The sequence below is a fragment of the Eubacterium limosum genome, assembly GCF_000807675.2.
Taxonomy (GTDB): domain Bacteria; phylum Bacillota; class Clostridia; order Eubacteriales; family Eubacteriaceae; genus Eubacterium; species Eubacterium limosum.
The window spans coordinates 1,243,493-1,265,520 of sequence record NZ_CP019962.1 but is presented as its reverse complement, the minus strand read 5'-3'; the positions used below and the strand labels follow the sequence as shown (position 1 = coordinate 1,265,520).

The window sequence follows — 22,028 nt, the reverse complement described above, 5'->3', positions numbered from 1 at the left end:
CATATTCTCTCCTACCATTCCCCATCCAGCTTCTTAAAAAACTCGTCCATGGGCATGGGTTTTGCAAACAGGAAGCCCTGGGCGCTGTCGCACTGGATACTTTTCAGGAATTCGGCCTGGCCGGTGGTCTCGATGCCCTCAGCCAGCACCTGGAGGTCGAGCTCCTTGGCCATGGCGGCAATATTCTTGAGGATGACCCGTTCCTTGGGCGAGAGGTTTTCTTCGCGGCAGAGGGAGCGGTCAAGCTTGAGCACATCCACGTCGATTTCGGACAGCAGATTTAATGAGGAATAGCCTGAGCCAAAATCGTCGATGGAGACCTTAAAACCGTCGCTTCTCAGCTCGCTGACCAGCCGTTTGACATAGCTGCTGTTTTCGATGAAGATGGTCTCGGTCACCTCCACCTCAATAAGGCTGGGATCGATCTGGTATTTGTCTGCCAGGGCCCTGAAGCGCTCGATGTAGTTGCCGGATTTTAAATGGATTCTGGACATATTCATGGAGATGGGGACACATTTCAAACCTCTGGTTTTGCGGTAATAGTGAGCTTTAAAGACTTCCTCGTACACGTAAAAGTCCAGCTCGACAATAAAGCCGTTGCTCTCGAAAATGGGGATAAATTCCCCGGGCAGCACGATATTGCCCCGGTCATCCACCCAGCGGGCCAGGGCTTCAGCGCCCACCACTCGGCTGGTTTCCAGGTCAATTTTGGGCTGCAGATAGACGAGAAACTCCTTATCTCTCAGGGCTCTCTCCATCCGCGCTTCGATTTTACGGGTTTTCAGGATCTTTTCTCCCATGGATTTATTGTAAAAGGCGATGCCTGTCTTACGGCTGCCCTTGATGGATTTCCTTGCAATGTCGGCGTTGTCCATCATTTTACCGATATCCCGCTCGCCCTCCCTGGCGTGGTAGACACCAATCTGGAAGTTGAGGCGGATACCTGGTATCACGTAGTCCAGCCGCTTGTTGATCCCGTCGACCATCTGCATAATCCTTATGACCAGTGCTTCCTCACTGGTCCATTCCACCAGGGCCACAAACACGTCGCCAGTCACGCGGGCGCAGACCTCTGCGCCGCTCATGGCCCCCACCAGGCCGCCGGAAATATAGCGCAGCAGCTGGTTGCCCATGCTGTAGCCGTGAAACTCATTGATGTACCGGAACTCGTCGATGTCAAAGGTGACCATGGCATATTCTTTGCCGGTTTCATGGTCAAAGATTTCGGTGGTATCCAGTTCAAAACGGCTGAAGGTGGAAATGCCGGTAAGCTTATCCACATACAGGATGTTATCCACAAAATTGGAGATGTCGTCCATGGCGACGAGCACTGCTTCTCTTTCGCCCCGCCATTGCAGGCTGTGACACTGAAAATTAAACCAGCGGTTCCAGCCGCTGATGTAGCGCTGCCAGTTAAAATCTGGTGTTTCCTGGGATATTTCCTCCAGGCGGCAGAAGGGACAGGGCGCGTCCAGGCCCATGACGGTCTGGTAACACAGGCTACCCACCCGGGCGTTTGGCCGCTCCGCCTTCAGAGACGCGCTGACAAACAGCAGCTCATAGGTTTCGGGATCGACCACATGGCTTTTGATGCTCTGGGAATCCACGATGGCGCGGGCCACCTGGCTCTCGTAGGCGTTTTCCGTCTGCAGCTTTGCTTTGTACAAGTTTACGCTAATGATCTTAGCCACCAGGCTGACGAATTCTTTTTCAGCCTCATTCCAGACACGGTTGTTCTGACTGCCGGAGAGCCCGATACACCCTAGAAACTGTCCGTTTTCCACCAATGTTTTATAAAGCCCGGAGCAGATGCCCCTTTCCCTGAAAAACGCGCGCTCCCGGGCCGGGAAGTTGTCCACACTGGGCAGAACATACAGGCCGTTTTCATCAAAAAAGGATCTGTAATACGCATGCGCTTCTTCGCCAACCCGTTCTGTCTTTGGGCGGACAGCAGTGCCGGAATACCAGCTGTACTGGTTGACCAGCTCCTTTCCTTCCTGCTCCTGTTCAAAGATACAGACCCGTTCCACGCCGATAAAACGGCCGATCATGCCCAGAATCAGAAGCATGGATGAGGTGAAATCCTTGGAATCGGCCAGGATTTCAAAAATGTTGATGAGTACCCGGTTTTCTGCGGAGATGCCGCTTTTCTGAAAAACCGCAGCGTCAATATTGGTGGCATGGCTGTTCAGGTAAGACATGCCGCTCATTTTTTCATCGTAGCGGCACCAGCGGTCTCTCCCCTCCATTTTTGCCATGCTCAGGGCCAGGTCAGCGCAGTGAAACAGTGTTTCAAAGGTGCTGCCATCCTTAGGGCAGGCGGCAACACCCAGGCTGCATGAAATGCGGTAGGCCTGGCTTTTCCCCTCAAAGGTATGGTCAAAAATGCGGCGGATACGGGCCACCCGCTCAGCAATCTGGTTCTCTGCCACGCCAGGGCTGTAAACCAGAAACTCATCGCCGCCGATGCGGCCGATGACATCGCCGGGAGCCGCGTGGGCTGTCAGCTTTTCGGCGGTTTCCACCAGGACGGCGTCGCCAAAAATATGGCCCAGATTCTCATTGACCGCGCGAAAGCCGTCAATGTCTACCAGCATCAGGATACCTTTATCCATCTCTGCGTTTGCGTCCAGAGCCTCACCAATTTTTATACGGGTCCATTTTTTGTCATAGAGCCCTGTGAGCTGGTCGCACCGGGATTCCTCAATCAATCGGTCTTCCCTGCGCTTCTGGTCGTCGATATCCCGCATGATGCCCACTGTCTCTGTCACTCTGCCCTCGCTGTTACGGACAGTGGCGGCCCGGACAAGGGTCCAGTGGTAGCGCCCGTCCGCTTCGTCGGGACGGGTCACACGGATAACAATGGCCTGGGCAGTCAGGCCGTTGACCAGCCGGATGGTTTCCTCGATATCATCGGGGTGCACCAGATTGCCCAGGTGCAGCGCCTCGGTATAACGGTCCACCACCAGCGGGTAATGCACATACTGGCCGTTCTCCAGTCTGGCTTCGTCGAACAGCATCCGGTCCTCGTCGATATAATAATCAAATATGATATCGCCGGTGGTTTCCAGGATAATCCCATAGCGTTCTATTTTCTTTTCCAAAACAGAAAGCTGTTCATTGCTCATGGTGATTTTCTCCTTTACCTAAAAGTATTGGTTAAACTCGTTTTTGTCAGACGACCACTGGAGGCCGGTATCAAAGCCGATCTTTCCTTCTTTTACCAGCTTGGCCAAGTGGCTGTTCAGGGTGTTCATACCGTCCCGGCTGCCGGTCTGCATGGCTGAGGAAAGCTGATGGGTTTTGTTTTCACGGATAAGGTTGAGCACCGCGTCGGTGCCTGTCATCACCTCGAGGGCTGCCATTCGGCCTTCACCGGAGGCCAGCGGCACAAGCTGCTGGGTCACGACGCCCTTCAGGGTGCTGGCAAGCTGTGTTCTTATCTGCTGCTGGCTGTGGGGCGGAAACACGTCGATAATACGGTCCACTGTGTTGGCAGCCCCGATGGTGTGCAGGGTAGACAGCACGAGATGTCCGGTTTCAGCGGCGGTTACAGCGGCTGAGATGGTTTCGTAGTCACGCATTTCCCCTACCAGAATAACGTCGGGGTCCTCGCGCAGGGATGAGCGCAGCGCGTCGGCAAAGGAGGCTACATCCACTCCCACCTCGCGCTGGTGGATCATGCTCAGCTTATGGTAATGACGATATTCCACCGGGTCCTCAATGGTGATAATGTGCTTGGCAAAATTGATGTTGATATAGTCGATCATGGCTGCCAGTGTGGTGGACTTCCCGCTCCCGGTCGGCCCGGTGATCAGGATCAGCCCTCTCGGTTCAGCGGCAAGCTTGCGGATAATGGGCGGCAGACCCAGCTCCTCAAAGGTGGGAATGGTGTCGTTGAGCAGGCGAACGGCAGCGCAGAGCTCATTCTGCTGGCGGTACACGTTAACTCTCTGTCTGAGCCCCTCCGGCGTGACAAAGGTAAAATCCGCGTCCTCTCCCCGCTTTATTTTCTCACGGTTCATCTCACTGAGCATCCCGATGATCATCTCCCCGATTTCCTGTTTGCTCATTTCAAAGGGGCCTTTGACAAGCACCCCGTTGCTCCTGAACACTGGCGGCAGATCCGCCGTCAAATGTATATCCGAACAGCCCGTCTGGCGGCCGTAGGCTATTAGGTCTAAGATGGTTGGCATGTGTTTTACCTCACTTTTATTTATTCAACGTAATACGTAACCTTCAGCAGTTCTTCCATGCTTGTCACGCCCTGTTCTACCAGCTCGACCAGACTTTGGCGGAGGCTGGTGGTTTTGTGGCCTGCCGCCACGTACTCATAGACATCCTCGATGGGGGACTGGCTGGAAATCATGTTCCTTATGGTTTTGTCGATGGCTAAAATTTCATGGACGGCGATACGGCCTTTATAGCCGGTGTGGTTGCACTGGTGGCAGCCCCGTCCGCGGTACAGCACCGGTATATCCCTGCCCAAAAGCTCCCGCTCGGCCTCGCTGGGGCTGTAGGCCTCCTTGCAGTCCGGACAGATTTTCTTGACGAGGCGCTGGGCCACAACCCCGGTCAGGGAGTTGGCAACCATATAGGGCTCGACCCCCATATCCACCAGACGCACAATGGTGGACACGGCGTCGTTGGTATGCAGGGTGGAGAGCACCTGGTGCCCGGTGATGGCGGCGCGCACAGCGATGTTGGCGGTTTCCGAGTCACGGGTTTCACCGACCATAATGATATCCGGGTCCTGCCGTAAAAGGGAGCGCAGGCCGCTCTCAAAGGTAAGGCCGGCCACGTTGTTCACCTGTGTCTGGTTGATGCTGTCCAGATTCCGTTCTACAGGATCCTCAATGGTACAGATATTGACGTTTTTGCTCGAGAGCATTTCCAGAACCATGTACAGGGTGGTGGTTTTACCGCTCCCGGTGGGCCCGGTGATATAGATGATGCCGTGGGGGCTCTGCAGGATCTGGCGCATGCGGGCGTAATTGTCGTCGTTCATGCCAAAGGTGCCGGAATGGTCGAGCTTGGTGTTCTGGTTCAGGAAACGCAGAACGGCTTTCTCACCGTAGACAGTCGGGATGACTGAGGTACGGATATTCATCTCAATGCCCTTGATCCGGGCGCGAAAATGGCCGTCCTGGGGCAGACGCCGCTCGGCAATATCCAGGTTTGACAATATCTTAATACGGGCGATCACGGACTGGTGCAGAGCGCTGGCCAGTGTCAGGTAATCGACGATGAGGCCATCAATACGCAGGCGCACGTTGGTTTTATCCTCAAAGGGCTCGATGTGAATGTCACTGGCGCCGGTATTATAGCCCTTTATGAGCATGGTATTGATGAGGTTGACCACTGGCGCGTCATCTCCGGCGGCGTCCAGGTCCTCTACGATGGAGACAGTTTCCATATCGTCGGCCATCTCGTTGGCACTGGTGGCCGCCTGGCGGGCCTCGATTTCCGAATAGCTGCTGTCAATACCCTTGAGAATGGCGTCCTTTTCGGCCAGGACAATGTCAATGGGCATATTGGTGATCAGGCGCAGATCCTCGATGGCGTAAAAATCCAGCGGGTCATTGGTGGCAACCAGCAAATGGCCGTTTGAAAACCCTATTGGGATAAGGGTGTACTTCTGTGCAATATTTTTGGGTATTTTAGCGGCTGCCTCCAGATCTACCTCAATCTGGATCAGATTGATGACCTGAAGGTCCAGACGTTTTGCCAGCGCCCCCAGCAGCTGGCTCTCTGTCACGTAACCGTAATCGACCAGGATCGCGCCCAGACGCTTGCTCTTATCCACCTTTTGATAGGCCAGGGCTTCCTGAAGCTGCCCCTCTGTAATATAGCCGTCACCGACCAGTATATCCCCTATACGGATGTTCTTCATGCTTCTACTCCTTAACGCTTTATAATTGGTATATTATACCACAATTGTGAATGATAGTAAAAAAATCCCGAAATTCTGAAAACCGTTTTTAGATTTTCGGGATTTCGGGACCTGGTTTCTACTTCATCAAAACCTTGATGTAATCCTTCATATACTGCGGCAGATCCGGTGGCCGTCTGGCGGAAATAATATGTCCGTCGACAATGGACGGGGTGTCGTGCCAGATAGCGCCCGCGTTTTCCATATCGTCCCGGATGCCTGGGGTGCTGGTGACATTTTTCCCTTTCAGGATACCAGCGGAGATGAGCACCCAGCCCGCGTGGCAGATTTCCCCAATGGGCTTGCCGGCTTTATCCATGGCCCGTACCATGTCCAGAACGACCGGGAATCGGCGCAGCTTATCCGGCGCCCAGCCGCCAGGCACCAGAATCCCGTCGTATTCGTCAGGATTGATTTCGTCAAAGCGGTAGTCCGACACGCAGGGCACACCGTATTTTCCAATATAGGTTTTACCCTTTTCCTCGCCTACCACATCGACGGTCACGCCGTCCTCCTCGCGAAGGCGGTGTACCGGATACCATAATTCCAGATCTTCAAAGTCGTCGCTGATCAGTGCGATAATTTTTTTAGACATTTCAAAATGCTCCTTTTCGTGTATTGTTATCATTATTACCCAAAGCATCCCTTACGGACGCGTCATAAACCTTAACGTTGTTTTTTCCGTGATCCTTCATATAGTAAAGCGCCTCGTCGGCCATGCCGTAAAGCGTCTCAAAAGCGCTGTCTCTGAAGGAATAGGCAAGCCCGACACTCACAGAGACCTCAGTTCGGCCGCTGTTTCTTTCATAGCAGCGGTTCATGACCTGGCAGAGCGCTCTGGCAGTCTTTACAGGCTTGTCCTTACAAGCTTTGATGTCTCTCACAAAGACCAGAAATTCATCGCCTCCCAGACGGCCTAAAATGGCCTCTTCGCCAAAGCAGGCAGCCATTTCCCGGGCGAGATCTTCCAGTACCTCATCGCCGCCCTGGTGGCCCAGGGTGTCATTGACGGTTTTAAAGTGGTCCAGATCCACGACCATCATGGCGCCTTCTTCATCGCCGCGTTCCTGCAGATAGGTATTCACCCGTTCTTCAAAGGTCTTGCGGTTATAGAGCCCGGTGAGGGCGTCACGGTGCGCCTGGTTGATCAGCGCTTCTTTTTCGCATTTTTCATCATTGATGTTGATGATTTTGCCGATGGCCCGCATGGGCTGGTTATGCCTGTCAAAAATGATCATGCTGGTGGCGCGAACCCACTCTTTATTTCCAGAAGACACTTTGGTTTTGTATTCTACCTCATAGCGCGCCTCCTCAGGCGGACGCCGTTTTATCAAGCCCGCAAAAAAGCGGGCGCTTTCATTGGTATCCAGTTCCTTGCTCAGGATTGCGGAAAAAAAATGATCGGCCTGTGACTTTCCGCCAAAGGTATTGGCAAACTGCTCGGATACCACAATGCTGTCCTCACGGTAGTCATACTCGAAAATAAATTCCTTGGACATCTCTGACAGAATACGGTACCGCTCATAATTCAAAAGCAGCTGCTGGTTTCGCTGCATACGGATATACATGGTCATACCGACCACTGCGGCCAGCACCAGACCGATACCCAGCGCTGCCACAATACTCTCAGTGGGGTTGGCCTTGATAAAGCTCTCCAGGGTAACCTGCTGGTTATTCTTGTTAAAATATTTCATGTAAAGCTCGGTGGCGTAGTTGGGGTTTTGCTCATTGATGATCGCCGTGGCGGAGTTGATACCGCTGACCACCTCGGTATTGCCCTTGGTGACCGCAAAATAATAGGGCCGCCCGTCAAACCGCGCAACAATACGCTCATCGTCACCCATGGCGACGTCCGGCCCCAGCAGAGCGTCCACCTCACCCGATTTCAAAGCATTGTGCAGTGCATCATCACTGTTATCATATTCGATGATTTCCAGGGTAATCCCATTGGCCTTACAAAATTCATTTAAGGCCTGTATTCTTCGGGCTGCGGTCTTGCGTGCCCCCACCTTTATATTATTAAAAGTTGAATAGTTGGTTGCGTTGATATCCTCATTATCCTTTAACACCGACAAAGTGGAGTAGCTGTAGCCGCAGTTATATTCTGGAAAATCATAATCCTCGGCCAGTTCCGGCGTGGATACCATGCCGCCCATAATATCAATCTCGCCGTTTTTCAGATCCTCCATCATTTTCAATAGGCTCTCATCGCTGCCGTCTCCGGTGATGAACTCATACTCCCAGTCCGTATATTTTGCAATTTCTTCTAAAAACTCATAGGTATAGCCCGAATGGTTTCCCGCAGCATTGGTGGATGAAAACCCCGCCTGCTCAGGAAAGGCAACCCGGATGACCTTCTTTTCTTCTGCCTGTACCCGAGAGGCTGTCAGGCAGAAAACAAGACACAGGGCCAGGCTGATACTCCATATCTGATTGATGTACTTTCTCACTCTTTCCTCCCAGACTTTTTGTCTTTCGATTCCGGTATTACCTTTTATTATATACCGATAAAGTTAAATATACAATTTTTTTATATCGCGAATCTTTTTTTAAAAGCTTTTACTAAAATATTTTTTCGGGATTTCGGTCAATTTGCAAACTTAAATCTTTCTAAATTTTAGCACTCACCTCTTGACAGTGCTAACAATCTGACCTATAATATACACGTAAACAAAATTAAGCGAAGTCCCTTGAAAAAGGAACCGAACTCAATGGTTATAAAGGTTTATCACTTCATAAATCATGAAAACTAAAACAAAAAAGGAGGAATGCCTTATGTTGTTGATGCCTAGAGATCGTTTCGGTTTTAATTTGTTTGATGATATGTTTAATGATCCGTTTTTTAAAAAAGCAGATTCACCTGCTCTCATGAAAACAGATATTCAGGAAAAGGATGGCAAGTACATCCTGGATATGGACCTGCCGGGCTTTGGCAAGGAAAATATCAAAGCTGACCTTGAAAATGGCTACCTGACCATTACCGCTTCCAGAGATGACACAAAGGAAGAAAAGGGTGAAAAAGGCAACCTGGTCCATCAGGAACGCTACACCGGTCAGTGTTCAAGAAGCTTCTACGTTGGTGACAACGTAAAGGAAGACGACATCAAAGCCGGTTATAAGGATGGTATTCTCCATCTGGAATTCCCGAAAAACGAAACCAAGCAAGTAGAACAGAAAAAATACATTGCGATTGAATAAATCATAGATTACCCCTTATCGGATCATTCCGATATTCATTTTATTACTCCCCCGTAACCATAAAACCGCGCTCACTCCCCTGAGCGCGGTTTTTGTTTTCTGGCCTAAAAAAACACCTCCCGAAATCCTGAAAACTCTGACTACTGAGTTTTCGGGATATTCAGGAGGTGTTTTCAGCTTTTATTTATAATAAAATACCGCGCACCTCATCGATGTTTACCAGGTCCTCGGCCTGGCAGTAGGCTTCTAAGCCTTCAATGATCCTAACCGGTGCCTTAGGGTCGATGAAGTTCATGGTTCCCACCTGCACACAGGCCGCGCCGACCATGATAAACTCAAGGGCGTCTTCCCAGGTGCTGATGCCGCCCATGGCCATCACCGGCACGTCCACCGCCTTGCAGACCTGATGGGTCATGCGCAGTGCGATGGGTTTGACCGCCGGGCCGGACAGACCGGCGTAGGTGTTGTCAAACACGATTTTCTTCTTTTTGTAATCAACGGCCATGGCCTGGATGGTGTTGATGAGCGAGATACCGCAGGCGCCGGATTCCTCACAGGCCAGAGCGATCTCTGCGATGTTTTCAACATTCGGTGACAGCTTGACCATGACTGGCGCCTTGGAGACAGCCACCACCTTACGGGTGATATCTGCCGCCATTTCTGCCTTGATGCCGTAGGCCATACCGCCAGCCTTGACATTGGGACATGAAATGTTCAGCTCAACCAGCTGGGCATTGATGGCGTTGACCCGCTCAATGGCTTCCAGGTAGGAGGCTTCATCCTTACCGCCCACGTTGACCACGGTGACGGTGTCGATCTCCTTGAGGTGAGGCCACTCATTTTCGATAAAGGCGTCCACACCAGGGTTTTCAAGTCCAATGCTGTTGATAATGCCTGCCGGTGTCTCCCACAAACGCATCCCCGTATTTCCCGGACGCGGTTCAAGGGTCAGCCCCTTGGTGCACAGGCCGCCCAGCGCTGCCAGATCATAGTATTCCTCAAACTCACGCCCGAAGCCAAAGGTGCCCGACGCGGTGAGAACGGGGTTTTTAAAGACAATATCGTTAAATTTCGTTTCTAACGCTTTACTCATAGGGCTGCCACCTCTCTGGTAAATACCGGCCCGTCCTTACAGACCTTCTTATTGCCTTCACTGGTCTTGCAGGTGCAGCCCAGACAGGCGCCGATGCCGCAGGCCATATGCGCCTCCAGCGACACGTAAACCGGGTTTTCGGCCGGGACGACGTCACACAGGCTCTTCATCATGATTTCCGGGCCGCAGGTAAAGAATACCTCGCCGGAACGGGCTTCTACTTGGTGGGTGATGATGCCGCCGATATCCACAGTCACTTCATCGGCCACTGCGTCAAAGGCCTCCACACAATAGGCCGTATCGCGGTAGCCCAGGTAAACGCGCAGGCTGCGGTCCGGGTGTTTTTTCTTGAAGTCGCGGCACGCATAGTACAGGGGCGCGATGCCAATACCGCCGCCCACCACCACCAGATCGGCGTCCACATCCGGGAAGCCCTTGCCATAAGGGCCCTGTAACTGCACGGTGTCGCCTTTTTCCAGTTTTAATAAAAGCTGGGTACCCTTGCCCACGACCTGATACAGGAAGGTGAGCACGCCGTTTTCGTAATTATGGACAGAGATAGGCCGTGACAGCAGCGGGTCCTTATCCCAGGCTCTCAGCATGAAAAACTGGCCGACGCCCACTTCGCCTTTATAGGCCACGTCCATTTTGCAAATGCCCTCAGCCACAAGCTGGTTATCTAAAATTAAAGCCACTTTAAAATATCCTCCTTCATGGCCAGCGTTTTTTCACGGATCAGCGCTTCAAAGCCCTCGGTCTCACAGGGCGTCTCTGCCTTCTGGTGAGCGGTAATCAGCCCTCTGGAGGAATTGATGACCGCACAGCGGGACTTTTTGAAAATATTGGCGATATCCTTGCCGGTACCGCCCTGGGCGCCGTAGCCGGGTACCAGGAAAAAGGTGGACGGGCACTGGTCCTGCAGCGCTTCAAATTCTTCTGGGAAGGTCAGTCCGACCACAGCGCCCACTGCGGAGTAGCCGCTCTCACCGATAAATGGTCTGCCCCATTCAGTGATCTTGTCGCCGACTGCCTCGTACAGCTTCTGGCCGTCTTCTTCCAGCTTCAGCTCCTGAAAATCCCGCGATGACGGGTTGGAGGTGTGAAGCAGGACAAAAAGGCCTTTTTCATTGTTTTCGATATAAGGGAAATAAGGCGATACGGCGTCCTCTCCCATGTAGGCGTTGACGGTCAGGATATCCACTTCGAAATCGCCCTCAAAATGACCTTTGGCATACTGGGTAGCTGTGGAGGTAATGTCGCCTCTTTTCGCGTCTCCAATGGCGATTTTGCCGTTTTTCCGCACATATTTGACGGTTTCTGAGTAAGCCTTCATGCCGTCCAGGCCCAGGGCTTCATAGCAGGCAATCTGCATTTTGTAACAGGCCGCAATATCTGCGGTGGCGTCTACAATCTTTTTGTTGAACGCCGTGATTTTTTCACCGGTCGACCAGTCCTTGTCCTTCAGGTACTGGGGCAGAAAGTCAATTTTTGTATCCAGGCCCACACAGACGGGGCTTTTTAATGCTTCGTTATACAAGCGATCCATTATCATATGCGATCTCTCCTCCTTTAAATGTCATGAGCACCTTGCCTTTGAGCAGTTCTCTGCCAAAGGGAGTGTTGTGGCTTTTTGAGATAAAAGTCTTAGGATCTACCCGCTCCTCGGCATCCAGATCCACTAAAACCAGGTCGCCGGCGTAGCGTTCCTTGACCAGCCCGGCCTTTATCCCCATGCGCTCAGCCGGTGCTTCGCTCAGCATCTGGCTCAGGCGTTCTACAGGGATGCCCGCGCCTTCAAAAACAGTGTAGTACATGGCAAAGGCAGTCTCAAAATTATTGATCCCCGGTGCGCCTTTCAGCTTGTCCTCGTCGCTGTGCGGGGCGTGGTCGGTGCCGCAGATATCAATGCTGCCGTCCCTGGCGCCCTCGATCAGAGCCCGGCGGTCCGGATAGCTTCTGAACGGCGGATGTACCTTATATTCCATGGCAGAGGCGTACAGATGGTGCGGGGTGACCTCACAGGTAATGTCCAGACCTTCTGCTTTGGCGGCCTTGATGGCGTCCAGGGTATCCTTTTTGCTGATATGGCACACATGCAGGTGTCCTGGCGTTTCTCGCAGAAGGGCGATGTCCCGCTCCACAGTCTCGGTTTCCGGCTCACAGTGGGTGGCTAGAATAAAATTGTACTCGGTGGAGGCCGCCAGCCCCTTTTTCATGGTTCCTTCGTTGTCCACGTTGTGTCCGTCGTTGGAGTAGACATTCGTGTATTCCCGGGTGCTCTCAAAATCCACCAGGTCGTCTTCGCTGAAATCTTTTGTCAGGGCACAAACCTGTACCAGGTCGCAGAGACCCATGGCGTCTGCTTTGTCCATATTGGCCTTCAGAGCTTCTGCGTTGTCCATGATCGGCTTGGTATTGGCCATGGCTACCAACGTGGTAAAGCCGCCCTTCAGGGCTGCCTTCATGCCAGTTTCCATGTCTTCCTTATAGGTAAGTCCAGGATCGCGCAGGTGACAGTGCATGTCGATAAAGCCCGGCATCAGCACCTTGCCCTGGCCGTCGATTTCCCGGTCGTGCGCTGCCTTTACCTGTCCCTTTTCCTTATAAACCTTTTTGATCTTACCATCATCATCAATAAGCACCTTCCCCGGCCTGCGGCCAGTGGCGTCGATGATTTCAACATTTGTAATTAAAGTTTTCATGGTAGTTCCTTCCCCTTTATTTAAGGATCACAAATTCTTCGGAAATCTTTTTATCCTTTCAGGATGATTTCCTCATCATTTGCGTTTGCTTCGTTACCGGACGCATTCGCCTGACGGCTCATAGAACTGCGTCCTGCCAAATTCTTTCAGAATTTGGACTCAGCTTCACTTCTCAATAAACGTCGTATAAGAATCGCAGTATTCGCAGCGGTATAATTTCTTTTCTGCGTCTACCAGGTAGAAGTCAATATCGCCCACATCTTCGTACTGGCTGATGCAGCGCGGATTTTTACATTTCATGATGCCGGTTACCCGGGTGGGCAGGGTCAGCTGCACCTTGCTCACAAGCTCGCCGTTGTTCACAAAATTAATGGTGACGTTGGGGTCGATAAGCCCTAGAACATTCATATCGAGCTCCAGGTCGGTTTCAATTTTGATCAGGTCTTTCTGCCCCATTTTTTTGCTGGGGACATTTTTCATCAGCACGACAACATCGTCGATTTCGTTGAGGTGCAGCTCCTTGTAAATTTCAAAGCCGTGGCCGGATTCGATGTGGTCGATAATAATTCCTTTTTTCAGTTTTGATACATTAATCATTGATGTCTACCCCCAGTAATTTTGAAATCAGGGCCATACGCACATACATGCCGTATTTTGCCTGTTTGAAATAAACCGCTCTCGGATCATTGTCCACCTCCACGGCAATCTCATTGACACGCGGCAGCGGGTGCATGACGATCATGTCTTCCTTGGCTTTTTTCATTTTCTTTTTATCTAAAATGTAGTAGTCCTTCAAACGCAGATATTCTTCCTCGCTGACAAAGCGCTCGCGCTGCACGCGGGACATGTACAGGATATCCAGATCCCCGATGACATCGTCCAGGCTGTCTGTTTCAATATAAGAGCCGGGTTCCAGCATGCTCAGGAAAAATTCTGGCATTTTCAGTTCCTTTGGCGAGATAAACACAAATTTGTTGCCCTTGTAGCGGTTCAGGGTTTTGACCAGCGAGTGGATGGTCCGTCCAAAAAGCAGGTCCCCGCAGAGGCCCACCACATGGCCGTCGCAGCTGCCGCGTTCATGGCGGATGGTCAGCAGGTCTGTCAAGGTCTGAGTGGGGTGTTCATGGCCGCCGTCACCAGCGTTGATGATGGGCATATCGCAGGCTGCCTTAGATACCAGCTTGGCGGTCCCTTCTCTCGGGTGGCGGATCACCGCGATATCGGCGTAGCAGCCGACGGTGCGGATGGTATCCGCAATGCTTTCGCCCTTGGATACTGACGAGTTGGCAGGGTTGTCAAATCCAATGACCTTGCCGCCTAAGCGCAGCATGGCCGACTCAAAGCTGAACCGTGTACGGGTGGATGGTTCGTAAAAAAGGCTGGCTAATAATTTTCCCTTGCAAACGTCAATATAATCATCCTGATTTGCAATAATATTATCAGCCAGCCCAAAAATGGATTCTAATTCTTCTATGGTAAAGTCACCGGGTTCTATTAAATGTCTTCCTTTTAGCATCTCTTGCCTCCTTGGCTTAAAATTCGTCCACGACATGCATTTTTGCAAAAAAAAACACCTTTTCAAACTGTTAAAAGGGCGTTTCACGCAATATTTATGCACTATAATACTCTAAGGTCGTGGTCATCTTTAACAGGGGTTTCCTCTGCCCTTTTGTTAAGAGTTTAATTAAATTAATGATAAAGTATAACCTCAAAAAAGTCAATATCTTAAAGGTTCAAAATATTGGCCTTTACTAAGAAATTATGATAAGATTAAGCAAATGAAATGAACGGAGGTAATTCAAATGTATTTTGTCACCTATCAATACGCATCTTTCAGCGAAGCAGGAATTCTCACCGCGGATTTCAAACGCGTAGTGCCCGTTACCACCATCGGTAAGGTGCTTGGTGTTAAACTGCCTGAACAGATGACGGATTTTATCCGTCTGGCTGATGATGCTCTGATCGCTTCGATCGAAAAAGCCATGGCCGACAATCCCAATATGGGTATTAACCTGAACTCTGTCAAGCTGCTGGCCCCCATTCCCAAGCCTGAGCGTAATATTTTCTGTCTAGGCAAAAACTACACCGAGCATGTCCAGGAGATTAAAAATATTCCCGGCCTCGGCGCGGTTCCGGAAAGCCCTATTTACTTCTCAAAGCTTTCCTCATCCGTTACCGGCCCCGATTCGGTAATCCTGTCCCACGCCAACGCCACCAAACAGATTGATTATGAAGCCGAGCTGGCAGTCATCATTGGTAAGGAGGGCTCAGATATCGCCAAATCGGACGCTGAAGACTATATTTTCGGCTATACGGTCGCCAATGACATCACCGCCAGAGACCTCCAGAAAAAGCATTCTCAGTGGTATAAGGGCAAATCCTTGGACACCTTCTGCCCCCTCGGCCCGGCCATTGTCTACAAAAGCGCTCTGCCCCTTCCCCTGAATCTCGGCATCCGCTGCCGCGTCAATGGTGAGACCCGCCAGGAATCCACCACCAGCCACATGATCTTTGATATCCCCACCATCATCAGCGACCTGTCTCAGGGCGTTACCCTGTACCCCGGCGATATCATCCTGACCGGAACCCCAGCCGGCGTTGGTCTGGCCCAGGACCCGCCCGCTTTCCTGAAACACGGCGACATCGTCGAAGCCGAAATCGAAAAGATCGGTATCCTCAGAAATCATATACAGTAGATTGGGCTTGCAGCTTAAGACCGACGGGAGATTTTCAGCAATATGCCGTCTCCTCAAAAAATTGAATACTTGAAGTTCAGTGTTTTTAAAAGCATCCAGACGGCTCGAAAACCAATAAGCCACCATCATCACAAAACACTGCGGAGTCAAAGAATTTTTCATCCACTCGCGCCGCAGAGCGTGGTACTTTATTGAGCTGCGCCTATGGTCTCATTACCTGTCAATTACTGTTGATTTTTCAAAGAGCCATCGAAGCTGCGAAATAAGAGTGCCACGATTTGCGGCCTACCACAGAAAAATTTTTTGACGGTCCCCCCGCTAAATATCTATTCCCCACCCATACACCTCCCGGAATCCCAAAACCCTTTTACCTGATTATTTTAAAGGTGTTTTCGGGATTTCGGGAGGTGCTTTCTTAAGAAAACTTCTCTTTTTTCATGTAAATTAGTGTAATTCCTCCTGCACATACTTCGAAACAGATAAATTTTTGTTTTTTGCCATTTTTGAGCAAAAAATCGAAAGCGTTTTCTTGACAACGGATTCAAAAGAGAGTATTATATAATCACAAACAACACATGTACACACATGTGCTTACTGAAAAATTATTTATTCAAAAAATGAAGGGATGGTATTTTAAAATGGCAGATTGGAAAAATTTAACACAGGCAGTTGGAGACTTAGAAGAAGACGATGTAATGGAAATCTTAAATGATTTCGTAGCTACAAATCCTACTGAAGCAGAAGCTGAAGAAGCAGTTGCAGCTTGTCAGGCTGGTATGGCTGTTGTTGGTGATTTATTCGAAGAAGGCGAATATTTTGTTGGGGACTTAATTTTCGCAGGCGAATTATTAACTGAAGCAATCAACGTATTAAAACCAGTATTAGGCAGCGGCGACACCGCAGTTGCTGGCACCATCTTAATTGGTACCGCTCACGGCGATTTACATGACATCGGTAAAAACATCTTCAGAAGCATGGCTGAAGCAGCTGGCTTCCAGGTTACTGACTTAGGTATTGACGTAGCAATCGATACATTCGTTGAAAAAGCTAAAGAAATCAAACCTGACATCATCGGTATCAGCGGCGTTTTAACCCTGGCTATCGACTCTATGAAAGAAACTTCAGACGCTCTGAAAGCAGCTGGCGTTGACTCTAAATTAATCATCGGTGGTAACCCTGTTACTAAAGAAGCCTGCGAATATGTTGGCGCTGACGACTTCACAACAAATGCAGCTGAAGGCGTTAAGATCTGCCAGGCATGGGTTGGCTGAGACAAATCCGTAAAGTAAGATCAAATATAAAAAGACACCAGTATTGGTGTCTTTTTTAATGTCTTTTTTTGTCTTATGTCTAGATTTGTATATACAGGTTAGTATAAGTATGGTATAATAAAGACAAAACGATTTCAGATTGTTTGAATTTTTTTAAGTTTATTAAGATAATTTTTTCACAAACAATCTTTTTATGGTATAATTTTTGAATAATTCTTTGTGTGAACACAAGTTAGGTAAAGAATCATGAAAGAGAGTATTGTAAGATCAGTAGAAGGGTTGTATGAACAGCGGACGCTGGAGCTGGTAAAAATTGCCGTACGCAAGGGTTTTACCCCACTTCAGATTTTGGACTGGCTGCGCATCGGCATGGAACGGGTCGGCGACCATTATGAGAAATGTGACTATTTCATTGCAGACCTTATTTTTGCCGGCATTATCTTTCAGGAGGTTATGGATCTCGATGAGCTGAAAGCGCTGTATGCCATGCCGTCAGTGCCCAGAATGGGCAAAATTGTCGTCGCTTCTGTTTATGGAGACTGCCACGATATCGGAAAAAATATTTTTGCCTCCTTTGCAACCACAGCAGGCTTTGAAGTCATCGACATCGGCATTGACGTTCCTTCCTCCACTATCCTTGAAAAGGTACAGGAGCACAAGCCTGATATTATCGGCCTCAGTGGAATGCAGCAGGAAACAACCATCGAAATGAAAAAAATCACCGATGGACTCGAAGATCTCGGCATAAGAGATCAGATACGTGTGATGATCGGCGGCGCATGCGTGGATGACGGCGTAACGCATCTCAGTGTGGGCGCAGATTACGGCACAAAGGACGTAACCAAAGCGGTGGAAATATGCAAACAATGGATACAGGAGAAAAAGTAAGTCATGGGTGCACCTGAATATATTAAAATTGTCGAAGCGATAAAAAATAAAATAACCAGCCAGGAGCTTGAGCCCGGGGACGCCATCCAGTCAGAGAACCTTCTCTGCGAGGAATTTAACGTCAGCCGGATGACAGTGCGCAAGGGTCTGGCCGTACTCGTCAATGAGGGTTACATCTATTCGATTCCCGGCAAGGGCAATTATGTCTGTGAGCCGGATCTGGACCAGTATATCCTCCACTACAACGAGATGGCGCCAGGCAATGAGCGCGGCGATGAAGTCCGCCTCATTGAGGTGAACGTTGTCAAGCCCAGCTATGAGGTCGGCTTTAATCTGGAAATTCCCGAGACCAAGCATGTCATTGTGGTAAAACGCATCTTTTTAAAGGACGGCTTTCCAACTGCCTACGACATTAAGTACATTCCCTACTATCGTGGGATTCCAATCGTCGAAAAGGAAATCCGCTACGCAACCTTCCCGGAAATGGTAGCAAAGAAAAACTCGATTTTTGCCATGACCAAGAAGCTTAAAATCCGGGCCGCCATCGCAGAGGACGAAACCGCCAGAAATCTTGAGATCCCTGTGGGAATGCCTCTGTTGGTTGTTGAAGAAAAGCTTCTGGACGAAAAGGACAAGCCCATCGGCTGGGGGATGATGTACCTGGCAGGTGAAGATGCAGGTCTCGAAGCGGTTGCTTCCTTCGATTAACGGGAGCGGTTTTATGAAAAAACAAAAAATTCAATATAAACGCTTCTCAAGAGAGACCTTTGGGTTATTTCGCTTTAATTTCTGGCCCCTGGTCATTTTCGAAATCCTATACTCTTTCTGCGGAAGCACGATTATCTTTCCTGCGACCGGTTTTGTTCTAAAGCATTCACTCTCGGCCGCAGGACTTTTCTATATTACAGGCTCCAATATCAGCGAGCTGCTCAACCATCCAATGCTCTGGATTGTGGGATTTGTGCTGCTGCTCATTCTGGCCTTTTATACCCTCATCGAGTTTACCACGCTGGCTGTCTGCTTTCACGAAAGCCTTGCCGGGCGGAAGGTTCAGATCATTCCATTGATGCGGAGCGGATTTAAACGGGCTCTGGCGATTTTTAAACCTAAAAATTTCCTGATGATTCTTTTCCTGATCCTCATTATCCCGTTTATGAACATGATGGTCACCTCCAATTTTATTAGAGAACTCACCATTCCAGGATTTATCTCGGACTATATTGCCGACTCTGCCCTTTTATCGGTTATCTTTCTGGCTCTGGTTGTCTCTCTGGCCATCCTGGTCATCCGATGGCTCTTTGTTTTTAACATCTTTGTTCTAAAGGACTCATCCTTTAAAGACGCCCGGCGTCAAAGCGCAAAACGGATTAAAGGACGTTTCTTCCACACCCTGTGGCGGTTTTTTCTCTGGAATCTGTTTCTTGTGGCCATCAGCCTGCTTGTAGCACTGGTATTTTTAGTGGTCTGCGTTATCCCGGCCGCTTTGATTATTGAGCATATCCAGGGAATGAGCGATCCTTCTTTCTGGTTTACGCTTTTGATCAGTGTGGTCTCCATTATTTTTCTTTTAGGTTCAAGCATTCTGGACGCAGTTGTCACCCCTTTAAATTTTGCTTTTATCTCAAAGCTTTATGACGCATACTCTCGGGCCGACAACGCCGTGCAGGAAGATATACCGCTGGTCAACAACAACATGTCCCTTGCGCCTAAGAAAAAACATCTGGTCATTGCTGCCTGTATTCTGCTGGTCATTTCCATCGGCGTTAAAAGCGCACAGATTATACTGGCTTTTGACGTTGACACTGCCAATATCCTGCTGAGCGGTCCCCAGGTCACCGGGCACCGCGGTAATTCCACCGAGGCTCCGGAAAATACCCGGGCTGCACTGGAGGCTGCCATTGCCAACAACGCCGATTATGTGGAAATTGATATTGCGGAGACCAAAGATGGCGTTCTGGTGGTCTCCCATGACAACAATATCAAACGGATTTCCGGACAGGACATTGACATCTGGAACAGCAATTACGATGATCTTAAAGACATTGACATTGGCAGCTGGTTCTCCCCCGAGTTCAGCGGTGAGCGTCTCATGACTTTAGACGAAGCCATTGAGACCTGCCGGGGCAAGGTAAAGATGAACATCGAACTTAAGCCCACCTCCCACGATCACGAATTCGTGGAAAAAGCTGTGGATGTGATTCAAAAGCAGGATTTTAAGACGGAGTGTATTCTCGCTTCGCTGGATTATACCACTATTGAGCGGGTAAAACAAATCGACCCCAGCGTCCGCACTGCCTACATCAGCGCCATTGCCTACGGTGACATTGATACCCTTCCGGTAGATGCTTTCAGCATTGAAGCCACCTTTGTCAACAAAAAGCTTGTCGATGCTGTCCACCGGCAAAACAAGGATATTTACGTCTGGACAGTGGACAATGAGGAGCTCATCGATGATATGATTGACCTTAATGTGGATAACATCATCACTGACGATGTGCCTCTGGCTAAGGAGCTGGTAAAAGAAAATGGCATTAACAGCCAGGATATTTTCAGAAAAACACTCGAACAAATTGTATTCGGTATGTAAATTTTTTATTAAGCTATAGGGAATTAAAGATATTCTAAAGGTTGAACGATTAGAATAGTATTTGAGAGATAAACATCTCCCCTTTTTCTTTTCATTCCTAATTTATATAAAAGGCAATGGGTATCGGAGCCCGTTGCTTTTTATTTTTTTGTTTTTAATTACAAAAGATATCCCGAAATCCCAAAAACGCATTTGCAAATAAAAAAGGATCAGGCTTAGCGATAAGCCCGATCCTTTTAATTTTTAATTAATTTCTAAATTGGTTTACAAATTATTTCAAAAATCCTGTTCATCCTTTCGGATGATTTTTGAAAAATTTGCATTAGCTTCGTTGCCAGACGCATTCGCCTCACGGCTCAACCACTGCGTCCTACCAAATTTCGTAGAAATTTGGACTCAGCGTCAGTCTGTGATAATCTTAGCAACGGCTCCGGAACCAACGGTACGGCCGCCTTCACGGATCGCGAAACGTAAACCTTCTTCGATCGCGATTGGGGTGATCAATGTGATTTCCATTTCTACGTTGTCCCCTGGCATAACCATTTCAACGCCTTCTGGCAGTTTGATATTACCGGTTACGTCGGTTGTTCTGAAGTAGAACTGTGGTCTGTAGCCATCGAAGAATGGGGTATGACGGCCGCCTTCTTCTTTGGTCAGAACGTATACCTGGGCGGTGAAGTGGGTGTGTGGGTGGATGGAGCCTGGTTTTGCCAGTACCTGTCCACGTTCGATCATGGTACGGTCGATCCCACGCAGTAACGCGCCGATGTTGTCGCCTGAACGGCCTTCATCTAACAGCTTACGGAACATTTCAATCCCGGTTACAACGGTTTTCTTAATTTCGTGGATCCCAACGATTTCTACTTCGTCCCCTACGTGTACGATCCCGCGTTCAACTCTACCGGTTGCTACGGTACCACGGCCGGTGATGGAGAATACGTCTTCCACTGGCATTAAGAATGGTTTGTCGGTGTCGCGTTCTGGTTCTGGGATGTATGCGTCAACTTCTTTCATCAGTTCAACGATCTTGTCGCCCCATTCGCCGTCTGGATCTTCTAATGCTTTTAAAGCGGATCCTACGACGATTGGTGTGTCATCTCCTGGGAATTCGTATTCGTCTAACAGTTCACGAACTTCCATTTCGACCAGTTCTAATAATTCTTCATCGTCTACCATGTCGGCTTTGTTTAAGAATACGATGATGTAAGGTACGCCTACCTGGCGGCTTAACAGGATGTGTTCACGGGTCTGCGGCATTGGGCCGTCGGCTGCGGATACAACTAAGATCGCGCCGTCCATCTGGGCTGCGCCGGTGATCATGTTTTTAACGTAGTCGGCATGGCCCGGGCAGTCAACGTGCGCGTAGTGGCGTGCGTCGGTTTCATATTCAACGTGGGCGGTTGAGATGGTGATGCCACGTTCTCTTTCTTCTGGTGCTTTATCGATGTTGTCGAAAGCTACAGCTTCACCGGTTCCGAAACGTTTGTTTAATACGGTGGTGATTGCAGCGGTTAATGTTGTTTTACCGTGGTCAACGTGACCGATGGTACCAATGTTAACATGTGGTTTGGATCTTTCAAATTTTTCCTTAGCCATTTTATTTCTCCTATTATTATTTTAAATATTTAATGGGGTCTGCCGTAACGATCCGGCAGACCGTT

At 49.5% G+C, this 22,028-nt stretch carries 18 protein-coding genes; 6 read left to right on the top strand and 12 right to left on the bottom strand.

The features are described 5' to 3' along the window. Nucleotides 1-11: 11 nt before the first annotated feature. From B2M23_RS05820 to B2M23_RS05800, 5 genes are all read right to left on the bottom strand, one after another. Nucleotides 12-3,128 carry a bifunctional diguanylate cyclase/phosphodiesterase gene (locus B2M23_RS05820; RefSeq protein ID WP_052237261.1) on the bottom strand — a complete coding sequence of 1,039 codons (3,117 nt, stop codon included), beginning with the start codon at nt 3,126-3,128 and terminating at the stop codon, nt 12-14. An 18-nt stretch (nt 3,129-3,146) separates the two neighbouring features. Next, entirely contained in the window at nt 3,147-4,196 is a 1,050-nt protein-coding gene (locus B2M23_RS05815) for a type IV pilus twitching motility protein PilT (protein WP_038352483.1), read from the bottom strand. Between the two features lie 20 nt (nt 4,197-4,216). Next, nucleotides 4,217-5,893 carry a GspE/PulE family protein gene (locus B2M23_RS05810; RefSeq protein WP_038352482.1) on the bottom strand — a complete coding sequence of 559 codons (1,677 nt, stop codon included), beginning with the start codon at nt 5,891-5,893 and terminating at the stop codon, nt 4,217-4,219. A gap of 118 nt (nt 5,894-6,011) precedes the next feature. Then, complete coding sequence (locus tag B2M23_RS05805; protein ID WP_038352481.1) at nt 6,012-6,527, bottom strand: type 1 glutamine amidotransferase domain-containing protein; 516 nt, start codon at nt 6,525-6,527, stop codon at nt 6,012-6,014. Nucleotide 6,528: 1 nt separating this feature from the next. Further along, nucleotides 6,529-8,382 (bottom strand): GGDEF domain-containing protein, encoded by a 1,854-nt coding sequence (locus tag B2M23_RS05800; protein WP_038352480.1) that lies wholly within the window; start codon nt 8,380-8,382, stop codon nt 6,529-6,531. A 325-nt stretch (nt 8,383-8,707) separates the two neighbouring features. On the opposite strand from B2M23_RS05800, the gene B2M23_RS05795 reads away from it, so the two are divergent. After that, nucleotides 8,708-9,130 carry an Hsp20/alpha crystallin family protein gene (locus B2M23_RS05795; RefSeq protein ID WP_038352479.1) on the top strand — a complete coding sequence of 141 codons (423 nt, stop codon included), beginning with the start codon at nt 8,708-8,710 and terminating at the stop codon, nt 9,128-9,130. Between the two features lie 184 nt (nt 9,131-9,314). On the opposite strand, the gene B2M23_RS05790 is transcribed toward B2M23_RS05795, so the two are convergent. From B2M23_RS05790 to pyrB, 6 genes are all read right to left on the bottom strand, one after another. Then, nucleotides 9,315-10,223 (bottom strand): dihydroorotate dehydrogenase, encoded by a 909-nt coding sequence (locus B2M23_RS05790; RefSeq protein ID WP_038352478.1) that lies wholly within the window; start codon nt 10,221-10,223, stop codon nt 9,315-9,317. Continuing rightward, nucleotides 10,220-10,918 (bottom strand): dihydroorotate dehydrogenase electron transfer subunit, encoded by a 699-nt coding sequence (locus B2M23_RS05785; protein ID WP_038352477.1) that lies wholly within the window; start codon nt 10,916-10,918, stop codon nt 10,220-10,222. The genes B2M23_RS05790 and B2M23_RS05785 overlap by 4 nt, the downstream gene beginning before the upstream one ends. Next, a complete protein-coding gene (gene pyrF / locus B2M23_RS05780) occupies nt 10,909-11,775 on the bottom strand; it encodes an orotidine-5'-phosphate decarboxylase (protein ID WP_038352476.1) in 867 nt (288 codons plus the stop codon). The genes B2M23_RS05785 and pyrF overlap by 10 nt, the downstream gene beginning before the upstream one ends. Next, entirely contained in the window at nt 11,753-12,925 is a 1,173-nt protein-coding gene (locus B2M23_RS05775; RefSeq protein WP_038352475.1) for a dihydroorotase, read from the bottom strand. Before B2M23_RS05775 ends, pyrF begins: the two co-directional genes overlap by 23 nt. Nucleotides 12,926-13,090: 165 nt before the next feature. After that, the gene (locus B2M23_RS05770; protein WP_013382408.1) at nt 13,091-13,522 is read right to left on the bottom strand and encodes an aspartate carbamoyltransferase regulatory subunit; all 432 of its coding nucleotides are present in this window, start codon (nt 13,520-13,522) and stop codon (nt 13,091-13,093) included. Then, on the bottom strand, nt 13,515-14,441 hold the full coding sequence (pyrB, locus tag B2M23_RS05765; protein WP_038352474.1) for an aspartate carbamoyltransferase: 927 nt from the start codon (nt 14,439-14,441) through the stop codon (nt 13,515-13,517). Before pyrB ends, B2M23_RS05770 begins: the two co-directional genes overlap by 8 nt. A gap of 286 nt (nt 14,442-14,727) precedes the next feature. Here pyrB and B2M23_RS05760 point away from each other — a divergent pair, with 286 nt between their 5' ends. The 5 genes from B2M23_RS05760 to B2M23_RS05740 all read left to right on the top strand — a co-directional run bounded on the left by B2M23_RS05760 (nt 14,728) and on the right by B2M23_RS05740 (nt 20,367). Beyond that, nucleotides 14,728-15,621 (top strand): fumarylacetoacetate hydrolase family protein, encoded by an 894-nt coding sequence (locus B2M23_RS05760; RefSeq protein WP_038352473.1) that lies wholly within the window; start codon nt 14,728-14,730, stop codon nt 15,619-15,621. A 638-nt stretch (nt 15,622-16,259) separates the two neighbouring features. Continuing rightward, nucleotides 16,260-16,892 carry a cobalamin B12-binding domain-containing protein gene (locus tag B2M23_RS05755; RefSeq protein WP_038352545.1) on the top strand — a complete coding sequence of 211 codons (633 nt, stop codon included), beginning with the start codon at nt 16,260-16,262 and terminating at the stop codon, nt 16,890-16,892. A 246-nt stretch (nt 16,893-17,138) separates the two neighbouring features. Continuing rightward, entirely contained in the window at nt 17,139-17,780 is a 642-nt protein-coding gene (locus B2M23_RS05750; RefSeq protein WP_038352472.1) for a cobalamin B12-binding domain-containing protein, read from the top strand. 3 nt (nt 17,781-17,783) lie between these two features. Further along, nucleotides 17,784-18,488, top strand: coding sequence for a GntR family transcriptional regulator (locus B2M23_RS05745; RefSeq protein WP_013382418.1), 705 nt, complete (start codon nt 17,784-17,786; stop codon nt 18,486-18,488). Between the two features lie 13 nt (nt 18,489-18,501). After that, nucleotides 18,502-20,367 (top strand): glycerophosphodiester phosphodiesterase family protein, encoded by a 1,866-nt coding sequence (locus B2M23_RS05740; RefSeq protein ID WP_038352471.1) that lies wholly within the window; start codon nt 18,502-18,504, stop codon nt 20,365-20,367. Nucleotides 20,368-20,769: 402 nt separating this feature from the next. Here the strand turns inward: B2M23_RS05740 and tuf are convergent, their stop codons facing one another. Beyond that, complete coding sequence (gene tuf, locus B2M23_RS05735; RefSeq protein ID WP_081571111.1) at nt 20,770-21,963, bottom strand: elongation factor Tu; 1,194 nt, start codon at nt 21,961-21,963, stop codon at nt 20,770-20,772. Between the last annotated feature and the right edge of the window lie 65 nt (nt 21,964-22,028).